General features: G+C 33.4%; 17 protein-coding genes. 14 read left to right on the top strand and 3 right to left on the bottom strand.

Annotated features, from left to right (window positions below; all coding sequences use genetic code 11):
* Position 1 precedes the first annotated feature (1 nt).
* Positions 2 to 856 (top strand): DUF4249 domain-containing protein, encoded by an 855-nt coding sequence (locus tag ACNC7R_RS18520; RefSeq protein ID WP_417942517.1) that lies wholly within the window; start codon positions 2 to 4, stop codon positions 854 to 856.
* Between the two features lie 45 nt (positions 857 to 901).
* Here ACNC7R_RS18520 and ACNC7R_RS18515 read toward each other — a convergent pair whose 3' ends face one another.
* The gene (locus ACNC7R_RS18515) at positions 902 to 2269 is read right to left on the bottom strand and encodes a hypothetical protein (protein ID WP_417942516.1); all 1368 of its coding nucleotides are present in this window, start codon (positions 2267 to 2269) and stop codon (positions 902 to 904) included.
* 187 nt (positions 2270 to 2456) lie between these two features.
* On the opposite strand from ACNC7R_RS18515, the gene ACNC7R_RS18510 reads away from it, so the two are divergent.
* The 8 genes from ACNC7R_RS18510 to ACNC7R_RS18475 all read left to right on the top strand — a co-directional run bounded on the left by ACNC7R_RS18510 (position 2457) and on the right by ACNC7R_RS18475 (position 9418).
* Positions 2457 to 3221 (top strand): alpha/beta fold hydrolase, encoded by a 765-nt coding sequence (locus ACNC7R_RS18510; protein ID WP_417942515.1) that lies wholly within the window; start codon positions 2457 to 2459, stop codon positions 3219 to 3221.
* Between the two features lie 29 nt (positions 3222 to 3250).
* Positions 3251 to 3793: a hypothetical protein gene (locus ACNC7R_RS18505; protein ID WP_417942514.1), complete on the top strand. Its 543-nt coding sequence runs from the start codon at positions 3251 to 3253 to the stop codon at positions 3791 to 3793.
* A gap of 63 nt (positions 3794 to 3856) precedes the next feature.
* The gene (locus tag ACNC7R_RS18500; protein WP_417942513.1) at positions 3857 to 4204 is read left to right on the top strand and encodes a phage holin family protein; all 348 of its coding nucleotides are present in this window, start codon (positions 3857 to 3859) and stop codon (positions 4202 to 4204) included.
* A gap of 110 nt (positions 4205 to 4314) precedes the next feature.
* Positions 4315 to 5640 (top strand): trigger factor, encoded by a 1326-nt coding sequence (locus ACNC7R_RS18495; RefSeq protein WP_417942512.1) that lies wholly within the window; start codon positions 4315 to 4317, stop codon positions 5638 to 5640.
* 314 nt (positions 5641 to 5954) lie between these two features.
* A complete protein-coding gene (gene clpP, locus ACNC7R_RS18490; RefSeq protein WP_417942511.1) occupies positions 5955 to 6629 on the top strand; it encodes an ATP-dependent Clp endopeptidase proteolytic subunit ClpP in 675 nt (224 codons plus the stop codon).
* A gap of 179 nt (positions 6630 to 6808) precedes the next feature.
* Positions 6809 to 8041 carry an ATP-dependent Clp protease ATP-binding subunit ClpX gene (clpX, locus tag ACNC7R_RS18485; RefSeq protein ID WP_417942510.1) on the top strand — a complete coding sequence of 411 codons (1233 nt, stop codon included), beginning with the start codon at positions 6809 to 6811 and terminating at the stop codon, positions 8039 to 8041.
* Between the two features lie 134 nt (positions 8042 to 8175).
* Positions 8176 to 8775 carry a hypothetical protein gene (locus ACNC7R_RS18480; protein WP_417942509.1) on the top strand — a complete coding sequence of 200 codons (600 nt, stop codon included), beginning with the start codon at positions 8176 to 8178 and terminating at the stop codon, positions 8773 to 8775.
* Complete coding sequence (locus ACNC7R_RS18475; RefSeq protein ID WP_417942508.1) at positions 8726 to 9418, top strand: murein L,D-transpeptidase catalytic domain-containing protein; 693 nt, start codon at positions 8726 to 8728, stop codon at positions 9416 to 9418. The genes ACNC7R_RS18480 and ACNC7R_RS18475 overlap by 50 nt, the downstream gene beginning before the upstream one ends.
* A gap of 135 nt (positions 9419 to 9553) precedes the next feature.
* On the opposite strand, the gene ACNC7R_RS18470 is transcribed toward ACNC7R_RS18475, so the two are convergent.
* Entirely contained in the window at positions 9554 to 10519 is a 966-nt protein-coding gene (locus tag ACNC7R_RS18470; RefSeq protein WP_417942507.1) for a GlxA family transcriptional regulator, read from the bottom strand.
* Between the two features lie 159 nt (positions 10520 to 10678).
* Here ACNC7R_RS18470 and ACNC7R_RS18465 point away from each other — a divergent pair, with 159 nt between their 5' ends.
* The 5 genes from ACNC7R_RS18465 to serB all read left to right on the top strand — a co-directional run bounded on the left by ACNC7R_RS18465 (position 10679) and on the right by serB (position 13913).
* Positions 10679 to 11083: an SRPBCC family protein gene (locus ACNC7R_RS18465; protein ID WP_417942505.1), complete on the top strand. Its 405-nt coding sequence runs from the start codon at positions 10679 to 10681 to the stop codon at positions 11081 to 11083.
* Positions 11084 to 11197: 114 nt separating this feature from the next.
* A complete protein-coding gene (locus ACNC7R_RS18460) occupies positions 11198 to 11605 on the top strand; it encodes a VOC family protein (RefSeq protein ID WP_417942504.1) in 408 nt (135 codons plus the stop codon).
* A 2-nt stretch (positions 11606 to 11607) separates the two neighbouring features.
* Complete coding sequence (locus tag ACNC7R_RS18455) at positions 11608 to 12045, top strand: SRPBCC domain-containing protein (protein WP_417942503.1); 438 nt, start codon at positions 11608 to 11610, stop codon at positions 12043 to 12045.
* Between the two features lie 45 nt (positions 12046 to 12090).
* Entirely contained in the window at positions 12091 to 12537 is a 447-nt protein-coding gene (locus ACNC7R_RS18450; protein ID WP_417942502.1) for a VOC family protein, read from the top strand.
* Positions 12538 to 12683: 146 nt separating this feature from the next.
* Positions 12684 to 13913, top strand: coding sequence for a phosphoserine phosphatase SerB (gene serB, locus ACNC7R_RS18445; RefSeq protein ID WP_417942501.1), 1230 nt, complete (start codon positions 12684 to 12686; stop codon positions 13911 to 13913).
* Positions 13914 to 14174: 261 nt separating this feature from the next.
* Here the strand turns inward: serB and ACNC7R_RS18440 are convergent, their stop codons facing one another.
* Complete coding sequence (locus ACNC7R_RS18440; RefSeq protein WP_417942500.1) at positions 14175 to 14597, bottom strand: hypothetical protein; 423 nt, start codon at positions 14595 to 14597, stop codon at positions 14175 to 14177.
* Positions 14598 to 14627: the final 30 nt, after the last annotated feature.

Genomic DNA, 14627 nt, shown 5'->3' with positions numbered 1-14627 from the left:
GATGAAAAAATATTTATTATTTCTTTTTGTTTTAGTAATGACAAGTTGTTCCAGAGATGATTTTAGTGAGCAGGCAATTATAGAATCTAAAATTGTAGTCGAAGGTTGGATAGAAGAGGGAGATTATGCGCAGGTTTTGCTTTCGAGCAGTATTCCAGTTACAGATGTAATTGATTCCACCAATGTTTTGAATCATGTTATTCGATCGGCAAAAATCACGATTTCTGATGGAGAATATTCTGAGGTTTTAAAAGTTAAAAATGATAAAAACAGAGTTCCTCCATTTGTTTATTATGGAACAATCTTGAAGGGAGAAGAAGGAAAACAATATACATTAAAAATTGAATATTTAAATCGTATAATAGAAGCTGCAACAACAATCCCTAAAAGTGTTGATCTTAAGGGGGCTGATTATATTAAAAAGAATTCTACAGATACTACAGGATATATTTTTGTGAGATTTGATGATCCTGTTGATGAAAAAAATTATTATCAAATAGCCACTCAGATAGATGGTGAGGAACCCATTTTTGTGCCATCATTTTATGGAAATCTTGATGATAGAAACTTTATGACATCATCAATGGCTGTACAGGTAAATAGAGGAGTTGTATTATTTCCTAAAACAAAATTTACACCTTATTTTTCTGATGGAGATTTAATTTATGTAAAATTAAGAACTCAAAATAAAGATGCATTAGACTTTTGGAACAGTTGGCAGAATGAAATAGTAAATAGTAAAAACCCAATTTATCCTTCTAATACAAGTTTAAAATCTAATGTAAAAGGCGGAATTGGAATTTGGGCAGGCTACGGAAGGAGTGTCCTAATTGTTAGGACACCTTCAAAAAAATAAAGCCGATTTGAATTCAAATCGGCTTTATTAAATTGTTAAAGACTTTTATTTTTCAAAGGATTTTATAAAATCTTCAAATTTTGCTTCAAAATTTTCAAATCCAGATGAGAAATATACGCTCATTTCAACTTCGGTTTTATCACTGAATTTTAAATAAGATACTTCATTGTAATATTGTTGAGTAAAATCTTCTCCTTTTTCACTCCACCATTCCCAAAATTTGTATTGAGTATTCCATATAGGTAATTTTGTTTGATGAGATTCTACTTCAGAACGTTGAATGATATCCGCTATCTTAGTACCATCTTTTTTAGATACTAATATTAATTTCATATTTTTATTGAAATTTGCAGTCTTTCCTTCGCTTTCTTTTTTATTATATGTATTTACAGCTGTAAAATAAGCTTTAAAGTTTGCGTTTGCACTTTCATAATTTGGTTCTGTCGGATAAATATTGCTTGCTTCCAAAGCAGCTTCATCTGATGCGGCAGTAGCTAAATCCATATCAGCAACAATAATAAAATTATCTAAGATTTGAACCAATCCATTAGCTTTCCCTCTATATTGAGTTAATTGATCATCGTTTAGTAAATCATCAATGCTTGCTGTGCTTCCTGCATTGAATGAAAGTAAATTTTTTCCATTATATGTTAGGTTAGCTTTTGAAGTGTTGTTAGTTGCTTTAACACCACTCATTTCCCAGCTATACCCTTCACTTAATGCCATTTTATATGCAAATTCATTAGGTATTTCCTTTCCGTTAGAATATTTTGCAGTTTGTGTAAATGTAGCTGCTGGAGTATTGTCAATTGTTAAAACGGCATCAACTGATGCAGGTAAAAAAATTTGATCATTTACATCGTCTGTAATTTCATATTCTCCGGTTTCATCGTTATAAAAATAATTTCCGTAAGTATCTGTAATATTTACTTTTATGTCAGAAGATGTACTTTTTGCAGATAAAGTTGCATTATTTACAGTTAGTGATTCTTTAGCAGGAAAAATAAATTTTAATTCAGTAGATGAAGTTGTTTTTATCCATATTTTTTGAGTATTATTCCAAGTGTAAATACCATATACACCTGAAACATTCAAAATATCTTCTACTTCATTACCGTTTTTCCCCCCGAAAATATCAACAGAATTAACGCTTAACAATCTGCTTAAATTTTCAATAGCATCAATTGCACTTAGTTTTTTGGTTTTGTCTAACTGAACAAGCATTTCGTTAGCTTCAGCTTCTAATTTAACTTTTTGCTCTGTAGGAGTTAATTTAGAGTAAGGCTGTTTAACAATGTTAGCAATTTGTTCCTCTAAGGTTTGCTCCGATGAAGTTTCATTGTTGTCATCACTAGAACATGAGATTGTAAGTTGAGAAACAATTACTGATAATAAAAATAATTTTTTAATCATGAGTTGGGTTTAAATTAAACGAATAAATTCAAAATTTTAGAGTGCGAATATACAATTTTCAAGTGTTTGATGGACATGAAAAACTGTAAAATTGTAAACTTTTTTTTATCAATTTTTTTATGGAAATTATGCCAGCTATATTGATAAAGAAGTTTTTTTATCTTTGCATAAGTAATAAATCATAAAAATGTTATACTCAAAAATAGAAGGCGAAGGAAAACCATTTGTAATTATGCATGGTTTTCTTGGGATGTCTGATAACTGGAAAACACTTGCCGGACAATATGCAGAAGCTGGATTTCAGGTTCATCTTTTAGACTTAAGAAATCATGGGCGTAGTTTTCATTCAGATGAATGGAGCTATGAAGCCATGGTTCAGGATGTCTTTGAATACTGTCAGGCAAATAATTTAGACAAAATTGATTTGCTCGGGCATTCGATGGGAGGAAAAGTAGCCATGCTTTTTGCAGCAACACATCCTCAAATTGTAGATAAATTAATTGTAGCAGATATTGGCCCGAAATTTTATAAACAGCATCATCAGGATATTTTAGCTGGTTTGAATGCGGTTGATTTTTCGGCAAAACCAAGCCGCGCAGATGTTGAAGAAATAGTCTCTCAATATGTTCCTGATTTTGGAACACGCCAGTTTTTGCTCAAAAATTTATACTGGGAAGAACCAGGGCAATTAGCTTTCCGTTTTAATCTTGAGGTTTTTAATAACAATCTCGATGCAATAGGAAAACCGTTAGCTGATGGTTTGGTTTTCGATAAACCTACATTGTTTATCCGTGGCGGAAATTCAAATTATATTTTGGATTCGGATGTCGATGCAATAAAACAGCATTTTCCGAATTTGAAATTAGAAACTATTCCAAATGCAGGACATTGGCTTCATGCTGAAAATCCGAAACTGTTTTTTGACCTCACTATTGCTTTTTTGGAAGTATAAAGCCTTTTTGAGTCCTATTAAATTAATTAATGAGCGATCATAGTATAACAATAGTACCAAGAAAATCGTCTTATGAAAATAATATAGCCAAGGCTCAGGAGATTGTAAATTGGTTAATTTCTAAAGATATTGTAAAATCAGTACTTTCAGATTGTATATTGTCTGAAAGTACTGGTTATGCTGTTTCTGAAGGAGCTAAAAAGGTTACTGATTTTCCGGAATCGCTTCCTTTTCATCTAACGGTAAACGGACTCGAAATTATTACCAATAGAGAAGTATTTCATACAGGTGAAACGGGAATGCTAAATTGTATTTGTCCAGACTGTGGCAATGACATAGCTCAGGAAGAGTGGATGTTTATAGAATATTGGTTTTGTCACGAAACCGATTTGTCGCCTTGCCCGTTTTGCGATGCTGATATTGCGATTCATGAAATGAAAATTCAGCCGCCTTGGGGATTTAGTAATCTTGGGTTTAAATTTTGGAATTGGCCTGATTTTAAACGTGAATTTATTGATGAGTTTCAGAACGTATTAAATTGTGAGATAGTTGTTGTGAACCAGCATATTTGATATAAAAGTGTTTCACTTGCTAAAGTTTTAGTACTTTTATAGGGAATTTAAATTAGAAAAAATATGAAAATACTACTTAGACTTTTGGTAACAGCAGCTTTGGTTTTGTTGTTGTCCAACTTATTGTCTGGCGTTCATGTTGCCAGTTTTGGCACAGCAGTAATTGTTGCAATAGTTTTAGGATTATTAAACCTGTTTATTAAACCTATTTTGGTAGTGCTGACATTGCCAGTTACAGTTATTACACTGGGATTGTTTTTACTTATTATAAATGCTATTATTATTATGTTGTGTACCAAAATTGTCGGTGGCTTTGCAGTTGATTCGTTTTTGACTGCATTAATTTTTAGTGTTATTTTATCTATCCTGCAATCTATCACTTATAAAATAGTAGGTGACGATAAAAAATAAAATCGAAATTGTTTTAAAACGCTTCAAATACAATAGATTAAAAACTTGGCTGGGTTGCAAAAAATTTATAATTTTGCAACCCAATTTTATTATGTAAATTAAAGAAGAAGATGGATATTAAAAGAGTAGCAATAGACGCTGTAAACGAGATCATTGTGATGAATGTTGTTCACATGGATTATAAAGGTCAGGTAGCAAAAAGAATCAACGAAAAAATGCCTTTGGCTCAAGTAAAAGGATTTAGAAAAGGTCAGGTGCCTAAAGATCTTGTTGAAAAACAATACGGAAAAGCTATTAAGCAGGAGGAGATTAAAAAAGTAGTTGATTTAGCTTTAGAGCGTTATATTCAATCTGAAAGATTAAACCTTTTAGGAACTCCGCTTCCAAAAGTAAATGAAGATTTTAGCTGGGATGCAGAAGAACTTACATTCGAATATGAAATTGGTTTAGTGCCAAACTTCGAAATTGACCTTGAAGCTAAAAATGATATCGTAAAATATGTTGTAACTGCGGATGATAAGTTAATCGACGGGCAGGTAGAGCGTATCCAAAAACAATTCGGAAAAGCAAATCCAGTTGAAAAAGTGACTGCTGATGCTGATGTAACAGGAACTTTCGCAAACGCCGAAAACGGAATCGAAAACAAAACAACGCTTTCATTGTCAGTTTTCAAAGATAAGAAAACAGCTGATTTGTTTATTGGTAAAGAAGTGGGTGATGTAGTTACTGTAAACACAAAAGGTTTATTCGAAGACGATCACCAATTAATGGATTACTTAAAAGTACCTCACGATAATGTACATGATTTAGCAGTTGATGTAGCTTTTACAATTGAAGCAATCAATGTTTCTGAACCGGCTGAATTAAACCAGGAATTATTTGATAAACTTTTTGGAGAAGGAAAAGTAGCTTCTCTTGAAGATTTGAAAGCTAAAATTAAGGAAGATGCTGAAGCGCAATTTGCACAGCAGGCTGACCAAAAATTATTATTAGATGTTCAGGATTTCTTAATAGAAAATACAAAATTCGATTTACCGGCTGAATTCCTTAAAAAATGGTTGCAGACAGTTGGAGAGAAAAAACTTTCTGCAGAAGAAGCTGAAGTTGAATACGCAAGATCTGAAAAAGGGTTGCGTTTTCAGTTGATCGAAGGAAAAGCAATGGCTCAAAGCAATATTCAGATCACATTCGAAGATTTGAAAGCTTTCACATCAAACGCAATCAGACAGCAAATGGCTCAGTTTGGGCAAACTAACCCAACTGAAGAAGAAGTTCAGGGAATTGTTGCCAGAGTTTTATCTAATCAGGATGAAGTAAAAAGACTATCTGAGCAGGTTGTTGCTGCTAAATTGTTAGATTTGTTTAAAGAAAAAGCAAACCCAACAACAAAAGAAGTAACTTATGATGAGTTTATTGCTGCGTCTTACGGAGAATAAATTTAGTCGAAAGTCAAAAGTTGTAAAAGTCAAAAGTTGTGAAGTAGAAATTTATTAGTTTATTTCTAACTTTAAGATTTTATTACAGATATTGAAAGATAAAAAATAGTTATATTTGAGCGTCAAAAGATGATTTTTGACGCTCTTTTTTTAAGTTTTAAGCTTATGTTTTAATTTTTTATTTCATAAATTTCAAAACTTATTAAATATAAAAAGAAGACAAATTGACATCATTTATAAAAAGGTATGAACTTTGTTTAATTCGTTTAAAGTCACTTTAAGACTTTAGACTTTCAAACTTTTAAACTAAAAATATGAACTACGGTAAAGAATTCAAAAAATTTGCTACAAAGCATCAGGGAGTAAACGCGATGTACTACGACAAAATCGTAGCTGCGATGACTCCAACCAACATGACGCCATATATTATTGAAGAACGTCAATTGAATATTTCTCAATTAGATGTGTTTTCAAGATTAATGATGGACAGAATTATCTTTTTAGGGACAGGTATTGATGATCAGATCGCTAATATCGTTCAGGCGCAATTATTATTTTTAGAAAGTGCAGACGCTTCAAAAGATATTCAGATTTATTTAAACTCTCCTGGAGGAAGTGTTTACGCAGGTCTTGGAATTTACGATACAATGCAATACATCAAACCAGATGTGGCTACAATTTGTACAGGGATGGCAGCTTCAATGGGAGCGGTTTTATTATGTGCAGGAGCAGCAGGAAAACGTTCAGCCCTGCCACATTCAAGAGTAATGATACATCAGCCATCAGGAGGAGCACAGGGTGTTGCAACAGATATGGAGATTAACTTGCGCGAAATGCTTAAATTAAAAGAAGAATTATATAACATTATTTCGCAGCATTCCGGTCAGTCTTTCGAGAGAGTACATAAAGACAGTGAACGTGATTACTGGATGAAAGCAGACGAAGCAAAAGAATACGGAATGATTGATGAAGTATTAAGAAGAGGATAATTTTAAAGTTAAATTTTAGTTTTAGGTTTCAGGTTTAAAGTTGCAGCTGTTAACTTGAAACCTGAAACTTTAAACTTTAAAAGAAGAATAAAGGTTAATAGGTTGCTAAGTTTTTGAGGTTTAAATATTAAAATCTCATAAACTTAGTATCTTTGCAGCTGAGTAACTTAAAATAAAGAATGGCAAAAGTAGTATTAGAATGTTCGTTTTGTGGAAGAAAAAAGCCAGAAACTAATTTATTAATAGCTGGGATCAATGCGCATATCTGCGATAAGTGTATTGAACAGGCACACGGAATTGTTTTAGAAGAATTAAAATCCAGCAGTACCTCTAAGTTGATTGGGGACTTAATCCTAAAAAAACCTAAAGAGATCAGAGCTTTTTTAGATCAATATGTTATTGGTCAGGATCAGACAAAAAAAGTAATGTCGGTTGCAGTTTACAATCATTATAAACGTTTAATGCAGCAGCAATTAGACGACGAAGTTGAGATTGAAAAAAGTAACATTATTATGGTGGGGCAGACCGGAACAGGAAAAACACTGGTAGCTAAAACTATTGCAAAAATGCTGGATGTTCCTTTGGCTATTGTAGACGCCACTGTACTTACAGAGGCGGGATATGTTGGTGAGGATGTAGAAAGCATTCTGACTCGTTTGTTACAAGCTGCCGACTATGACGTAACCAAAGCCGAAAGAGGAATTGTATTTATTGACGAAATCGATAAAATCGCCCGCAAAAGTGATAATCCATCCATAACACGTGATGTTTCCGGAGAAGGCGTTCAGCAGGCTTTGCTTAAATTATTAGAAGGAACGGTTGTAAACGTGCCGCCAAAAGGAGGTCGCAAACACCCGGATCAAAAATTTGTTGAGGTAAATACTCAAAACATTCTTTTCATTGCCGGAGGAGCTTTTGATGGCGTTGAACGTATCATTTCTAAACGTTTAAACCGTCAGGCAGTTGGATATTCAACTTCTAAGAATGCTGACAATATAGACAAAGACAATTTACTGCAGTATATTATTCCAAAAGATATTAAAGACTTTGGTTTGATTCCGGAAATTATTGGTCGTTTACCGGTTTTGACGCACATGGATCCTTTAGACAGAGAAACATTGAGAGCCATTTTAACGCAGCCTAAAAACGCATTGGTAAAACAATATCAGAAACTGTTTTTGATGGATGAAGTTGAATTTACTGTTACAGATGAAGCTCTGGATTTTATTGTTGACAAAGCATTAGAATACAAATTAGGCGCACGAGGACTGCGTTCACTATGCGAAGCAATTTTAACAGACGCCATGTACGAACTGCCAAGTTCTGATGATAAAGTACTTTCAATTGATAAAAATTACGCAGAGCATACATTGAGTAAAAATTTATTGAAGCGCATGGAAATTGCTTCTTAAATTTAAACTAATATTTTTCTAAAACCTGTTCATTTAGTTGAGCAGGTTTTTTTATGATTAAATATTTTAAGTAATATTTTTCTTTCTTGTTCTTAAAAAGATATATTTGATGCTTAATTTTTCTATGATTGATCATGATAACTGAAGTTTTAAAAAATTTGGCGTACTTATATTATCCTAAAAATGTTTGTCCTTGGACTCAAAAAGAGTTATATTTAGAAACAGTCGAATATAAAAGATTAGAAGCTCTAATGGAATATTTTGATTCAGATGAAAATCAGAAAATTCGAAATAATATTGCGGCAGAGTTTGCTAAAGATCATGTTCTAAAAGATTTTCAGGATTTTTCAAGATTGGACGGGCAAGATCGATGTTATACATTTTTTTTAAGTGTAATTGAAGAAGATGAATTGTGCTCAATTACTTTATATTTAAGTATTTTGATTCCATATTATGTAGTTGATATTATAATTCATAAAAACCAAATGATTATTCCAAGATCTAGGATCGAAGAATTAGCAAAGGAAAATTTAGATTCGAGAAGAATTAAAGATTTGGTTTTAGAAGTAGAAAATATAGTTGAAAAGAAATTATTGTATTCAAAATTCCCTAAAGAAATACTGAATGATAAATTTGAGGATATTAGTTTTCAGGATTCTTATTTAGGTGAATTTAAAATGTTTAATGCCTTTTTTAATAATCAATTTTTTCATCGAGATGGACATGGTAATTAAGAACTTTTTAATTCTATTTTTCATTTTAGGATTTTCTTGCAATAAAGAAAACAAAGCAACAGCTATTTCTGAAAATATACATCAAAGCGAAATAGTTTCTGCAAAAAGACATCGAGTTGAAATTGATTATAGCGATTATTATAAAGAAGCAAAACAATATTGTAAAACAAATAAGTTAAATCAGAATCAGTTTATGTTGATAGATTTAGGATTGCATTCTGGATATAAAAGATTTTTTGTTTATGATTTTAAAAAGCAAAAAGTTACAAAATCTTATATGGTAAGTCATGGCTGTGGCGACAATCAATGGGGAAGAAGTTCTTCTAAAGAAAATCCGCAAATTAGTAATGAGTTCGATTCACATGCTTCTTCGCTTGGAAAATATGTGGTTTTAGATCGTGGCATAAGTCAGTGGGGAATTAAAGTCAATTATATTTTGCAAGGAAAAGACAAAACGAATTCAAATGCGAGAAGTCGTGCAATTGTTCTCCATTCTTGGGACGCAATTCCTGATAATGAAGTTTTTCCAGATGGAACACCTGAAGGCTGGGGCTGTCCGGCAGTTTCAAACGAAAGTATGAAAGAAATTGATGAATTTTTGAAAATCAATAAAAAAGTACTTATGTGGATTATTAAGTCATAATCATGTTATGAAAACAAAACTTCTGTTTTAGCCCTGATCGAAATGGCATCCTGTTGTTGCGGGGTTCGCAACAACAGATAGAGTGGAGAGCAGGACAAGAGGTTCTTATTAAATAGATAATTACTGCTCCTGAAATTACTGAACCCTGAATTTCTCCCGATATTCAATTGGTTTCATACCCACCATTTTATAAAATACTTTTCTAAATGCTTTTGGGTCATTATAACCTGTTTTCTCGATAATCTCTGAAATCGAAAGCTGGGTTTGTTCCAGGTATTTTTTTGAACTCTCCACTCTTATATTTTGCAGGTATTCGATGGGCGGAATTCCGAGGACCTGTTTAAAACGGCGTGTCATGTTACGCGTGCTGGTTGGAATATCTTTGGTGATTTCTTCGAGTGTTTCGATACTGTGATACTGACTTTCAATTTTTTGCTGCAACATGGCGACCAAAGCGTCATTGTGCAGGTGATTGGGTCTGAAAGTGCTGAAGTAACTTTGTTTGTACCGGTTTAAATCGATCGAGAAAATCTTGGCAATCTGAACAGCTATTTCGTTTCCGCAATATTTCTGTACCAAAAGAATCAATAAATGAAACGTTGAGGTTGAGCCTCCACTGGTATATAAACTTCCGTCTGCGGTAAGGGTTTCTTCTGATTTTAGTTTGACTAAAGGAAATGCTTTTGTAAACGCACTGCAGGCATCGACATGTGTGGTAGCGAGTTTTTCGTTGAGCAAACCTGATGCTGCAAACAAAAATGCACCGGTGCAAAAACTAGCAAGTTCGGCTCCTGACTGATGCTGTTTTTGCAGCCACGGAATAAATTTTTGGTTTTTTGCAATCATTTCGCTCATGTTATCTGTGGTAAAAGCAGGTATCAAAATGAGATTCAGGGCAATATCTGAATCCTGAATTGTATTCACTTTATAACCAAAAGAATGTTCGTGAGCGATTTGCTCTTCAGATTGAAAGAGGAAAATTTCAAATGCTTTTTCGGTTTTAGAAGTAAGTTTGTTTGCCGTTTCGAACACTTCTAAAATTGCGGCAACACTCAGTAATTTATAGTCGTGAGGTATGATTAATCCTAGTTTTCTGCTCATGATTTTAGTTTTTATAGCTTTACGAAGATATAAATTTTGTCTTAAATGACCCTAAATTTGGCTTTTATTGTATTTTAAAGCTTGTTTGAATATTTTAACTTTGTGTTAAATAATTTGTATTTTTATAAAAAAGAAACTTTAATTTTAAATAAATAACTAATGATAATGGTAAAAAATACGATTAATGCATCTTTGGATAAGGTTTGGAATTTTTGGAATTCTCCTGAACACATTACCAAATGGAGTTTCGCATCTCCGGACTGGCATACACTTTATGCCGAATCCGATTTAAGAGAAGGAGGGAAATTTAAATCGACCATGGCTGCAAAAGACGGCAGTATGAGTTTTGATTTTGAAGGCGAATTTACTTTGGTGAGTCCAAATGAAGCACTTGAATATGTAATGGCTGACGGCAGAAAGGTTGAAATTACTTTTACAGAAACACCAAACGGAGTAGAAATAATTGAAAGTTTTGATCCTGAGACACAAAATTCCGAAGAAATGCAGCGTGGAGGCAGGCAGGCAATCCTGGATAATTTTAAAAATTATGTTGAGAATAATTAATTTTTAGCTCCAAGCTTTCAAAGTCAAAAAGGTTCAGAGTTTTTAGATATAGGTTTATTTTATATCACTTTACATAGTTCAAAAAATAATTGTCTAACAAATAAAATATCAAAAATGACAAAACAAATATGGTTGAATCTTCCTGTAAAGGATGTAGCAAAAGCGAAAGATTTCTTCTGGAAAATAGGTTTTTCGTTTAATGAGCAACATGACACGCCAACTTCGACTTGCATGCTAGTAGGCGAAGGACATTTTGTAGTGATGCTTTTTGAAGAGTCGGTCTTTGCAGGTTTTTCACAAAACGGGATTACAGATACTAATTCGGGTTCAGAAATTTTGATTTCGATTGATGCAGAGAACAGGGAAGAAGTAGATGAATTAGCAGAAAAAGTCAAAGCAGCAGGCGGAACCGTTTTTGCCCCTCCGTCAGAAAGTCAGGGCTGGATGTACGGTTGCGGTTTTACAGATTTAGACGGTCATCGTTGGAATGTCTTATTTATGGATTTTAGTAAATTATCGTAATTATGGAAACATTAGAGTTTAAAATCAGAATCAAAGCTGCGCCGGAAAAAATCTGGTCTGTTTTATGGGAGGATGGAACGTATAAAAAATGGACCAGTGCATTTTGTGAAGGTTCTTATGCAGTAAGTGACTGGAATGAAGGGGATAAAATACATTTTATGTCTCCCGGTGGAGAAGGAATGAACAGTATTATCGAAAAGAAAATTCCAAATGAATATATGGCGTTTAAGCATATTGGAGAAATAAAAGACTTTAAAGAACTGCCTCTGAATAAAGAAACCGAAAAATGGAGCGGTTACATGGAAACTTACCGTTTAATTCCTGATGATGAATTTACAAATTTGATCTCTCAGGTTGATGTAATCGAAAAGCATATCGATTATTTTAAAGAAGCTTTTCCAAAAGCATTAGAATCAGTTAAGGAGCTTTCGGAGAAATAAATTTCAATTGCAAATAACAACAGATAATAATTAAAATTTTGAATCATGGCTAAAGCAGTAAATACCTATTTAATATTTAACGGAAATTGCGAAGAAGCATTTCGGTTTTATAAATCCGTTTTTGGAGGCGAATTCCAATATGTGGGAAAATATAAGGATGCTCCTCCGGAAGATGGCGGGGAAGTAGTTTCAGAAGAAGATTCAAACCGGATTATGCATGTTTCGCTTCCAATTGGCAGTTCAGTTTTAATGGGAAGTGACAGTCATTCAAAATTTGGAGATGTAGGTTTTGGGGATAATTTTTCAATTTCTATCAGTGCAGAAAGTACTGAAGAGGCAGATAAAATATTTGGCGGACTTACAGCTGAAGGAAGAGTGGATATGCCAATGCAGAAAACTTTTTGGAGCCCTTATTTCGGAATGCTAAAAGATAAATTTGGAGTAAACTGGATGATAGATCTTGCTAATTGTGATGAAGACAATGAAAGTTAGGTTATTTTAATACCTGAACATTATTGTTAAATAATCTGAAAAAGCACATTGATTTGTGCTTTTTCGTTATAAAAAAACAAACAATATACTTTTATATCAACAATAGATTGCCGATTTTTGTCGCTTCTTAAATCAACAAGGATAAAATGGCAAAAGACGATAAGGAAATTATTCTATTAAAAGTTTCAGGACATGACAAACCAGGTGTTACAGCTGGTTTAACAACAGTATTGGCAGCTTATGATGCTGTTATTTTAGATATAGGTCAGGCCGATATTCACGATACATTATCTTTAGGAATTTTATTCGAAATCGAAGCAGGTTCCAGTTCAGGGCCTGTTTTAAAAGATCTTTTGTTTAAAGCTTACGAACTAGAAGTAAAGGTTAAATTCATTCCGATCTCTATTGAAGATTATGAAACCTGGGTAAAATCGCAATCCAATCAGCGTTACATCATTAACATTTTAGGAGAGAAATTAACGGCTGTACAATTGGCTGCCGTGACCAAAATAATGACAGACCAAAACCTGAACATCAATTCTATTATCAGATTGACAGGAAGGACTTCTGTTGTTGAGAAAGAAGAATACCCACGTTCCTGCATACAATTATCCGTTACCGGAGACATTGTGAATAAGATTCAAATGACCGCTAATTTTATGGAAATTTCCAGGACTTTAGATGTTGATATTTCATTTCAGGAAGACAATATTTACAGACGAAACAGACGATTGGTTTGCTTCGACATGGATTCAACATTAATTCAGACAGAAGTAATAGATGAACTGGCGGAACTAAACGGAGTGGGAGATCAGGTAAGAGCGATTACAGAATCTGCTATGAACGGTGAAATTGATTTCAACGAAAGTTTCAAAAAGCGTATGGCTTTATTGGAAGGTCTTAGTGAAGACGTTTTGCAAAAAGTGGCCGAAAATTTACCGATTACAAAAGGAGCACATCGTTTGATGAAGGCCTTAAAATATTACGGATATAAAACGGCTATTTTATCTGGAGGATTCACCTATTTTGGAGAATACCTGCAAAAAGAATTGGGTATTGATTACGTCCATGCCAATCAGTTGGAAATTAAAGACGGGAAACTAACCGGTAAATACATAGGTGATATCGTAGATGGCTTAAAGAAAGCCGAATACCTCACAGCCATTGCCGAAAAAGAAGGAATTCATATCAACCAAACCATTGCAGTAGGTGACGGAGCAAACGATTTGCCAATGATTAATCTGGCTGGTCTCGGAATCGCTTTTCACGCTAAACCAAAAGTAAAAGAAAGTGCCTCAAATTCTATATCAAGCCTAGGTCTTGATGGCGTTTTATATTTACTAGGCTATCATGACAGATATATCGATATGATGTAAAGAATCGAATAACACAATGTTTGTCATTCTGAGGAACGAAGAATCTCCGCAAGTAACTCGACAATCAAAATAAAAAAAACCTTAGTTCATCATTGGACTAAGGTTTTTTTTATGGACATGTCCCGCAGAAAAAGCGGGTCGGGCTATCCGTTACAATCTTTTGTGCCGAACCCCGGCACAAAAGGATTTCCACTTCTATCCCTCATGCGGGATTTAGTGGAATATTTATGCACAAATCGGATAATTATTTACAGCTAAAATCTAATTTTTATTTTTTAATTGATCAACGAAATTTTTTGCTTTTTGCATTAAAATCTCTTCCAATTGCTCTTTGTTTTTTAGTTTCTCTAGATATTCTTTACAATCCCAGCAGCCACCTTCTTTATAAGCAATATTCCAATAACGCTTCGCTGCTTTCATCTCATTTGTGCGATACATGTATGCCCCAAGGAGATAATAAAAATCCCCACTTTTAAATCCGTGTTCTTGAGATTGATCTACATAATATTTTGATTTTTCGAGATTTCCTTCGGCGTAAGCGATATATGCTTGATTTATGTAGTTTTTTGCCAAATCCATTTTACTTTGTGTGGTTGCTGAATTCTGAGGTACACCGAAAATATTCTGTTGAGCACTTAAAGAAAACGTCATTAACAATAGTATTAAATGAAATATTTTTACCATAATTCTAGTTTTTTGAAAATCTTAAATCAT

The organism is Flavobacterium adiutor (assembly GCF_048282555.1).
Taxonomy (GTDB): Bacteria; Bacteroidota; Bacteroidia; order Flavobacteriales; family Flavobacteriaceae; genus Flavobacterium.
This window is presented reverse-complemented; position numbering and strand designations above follow the sequence as displayed.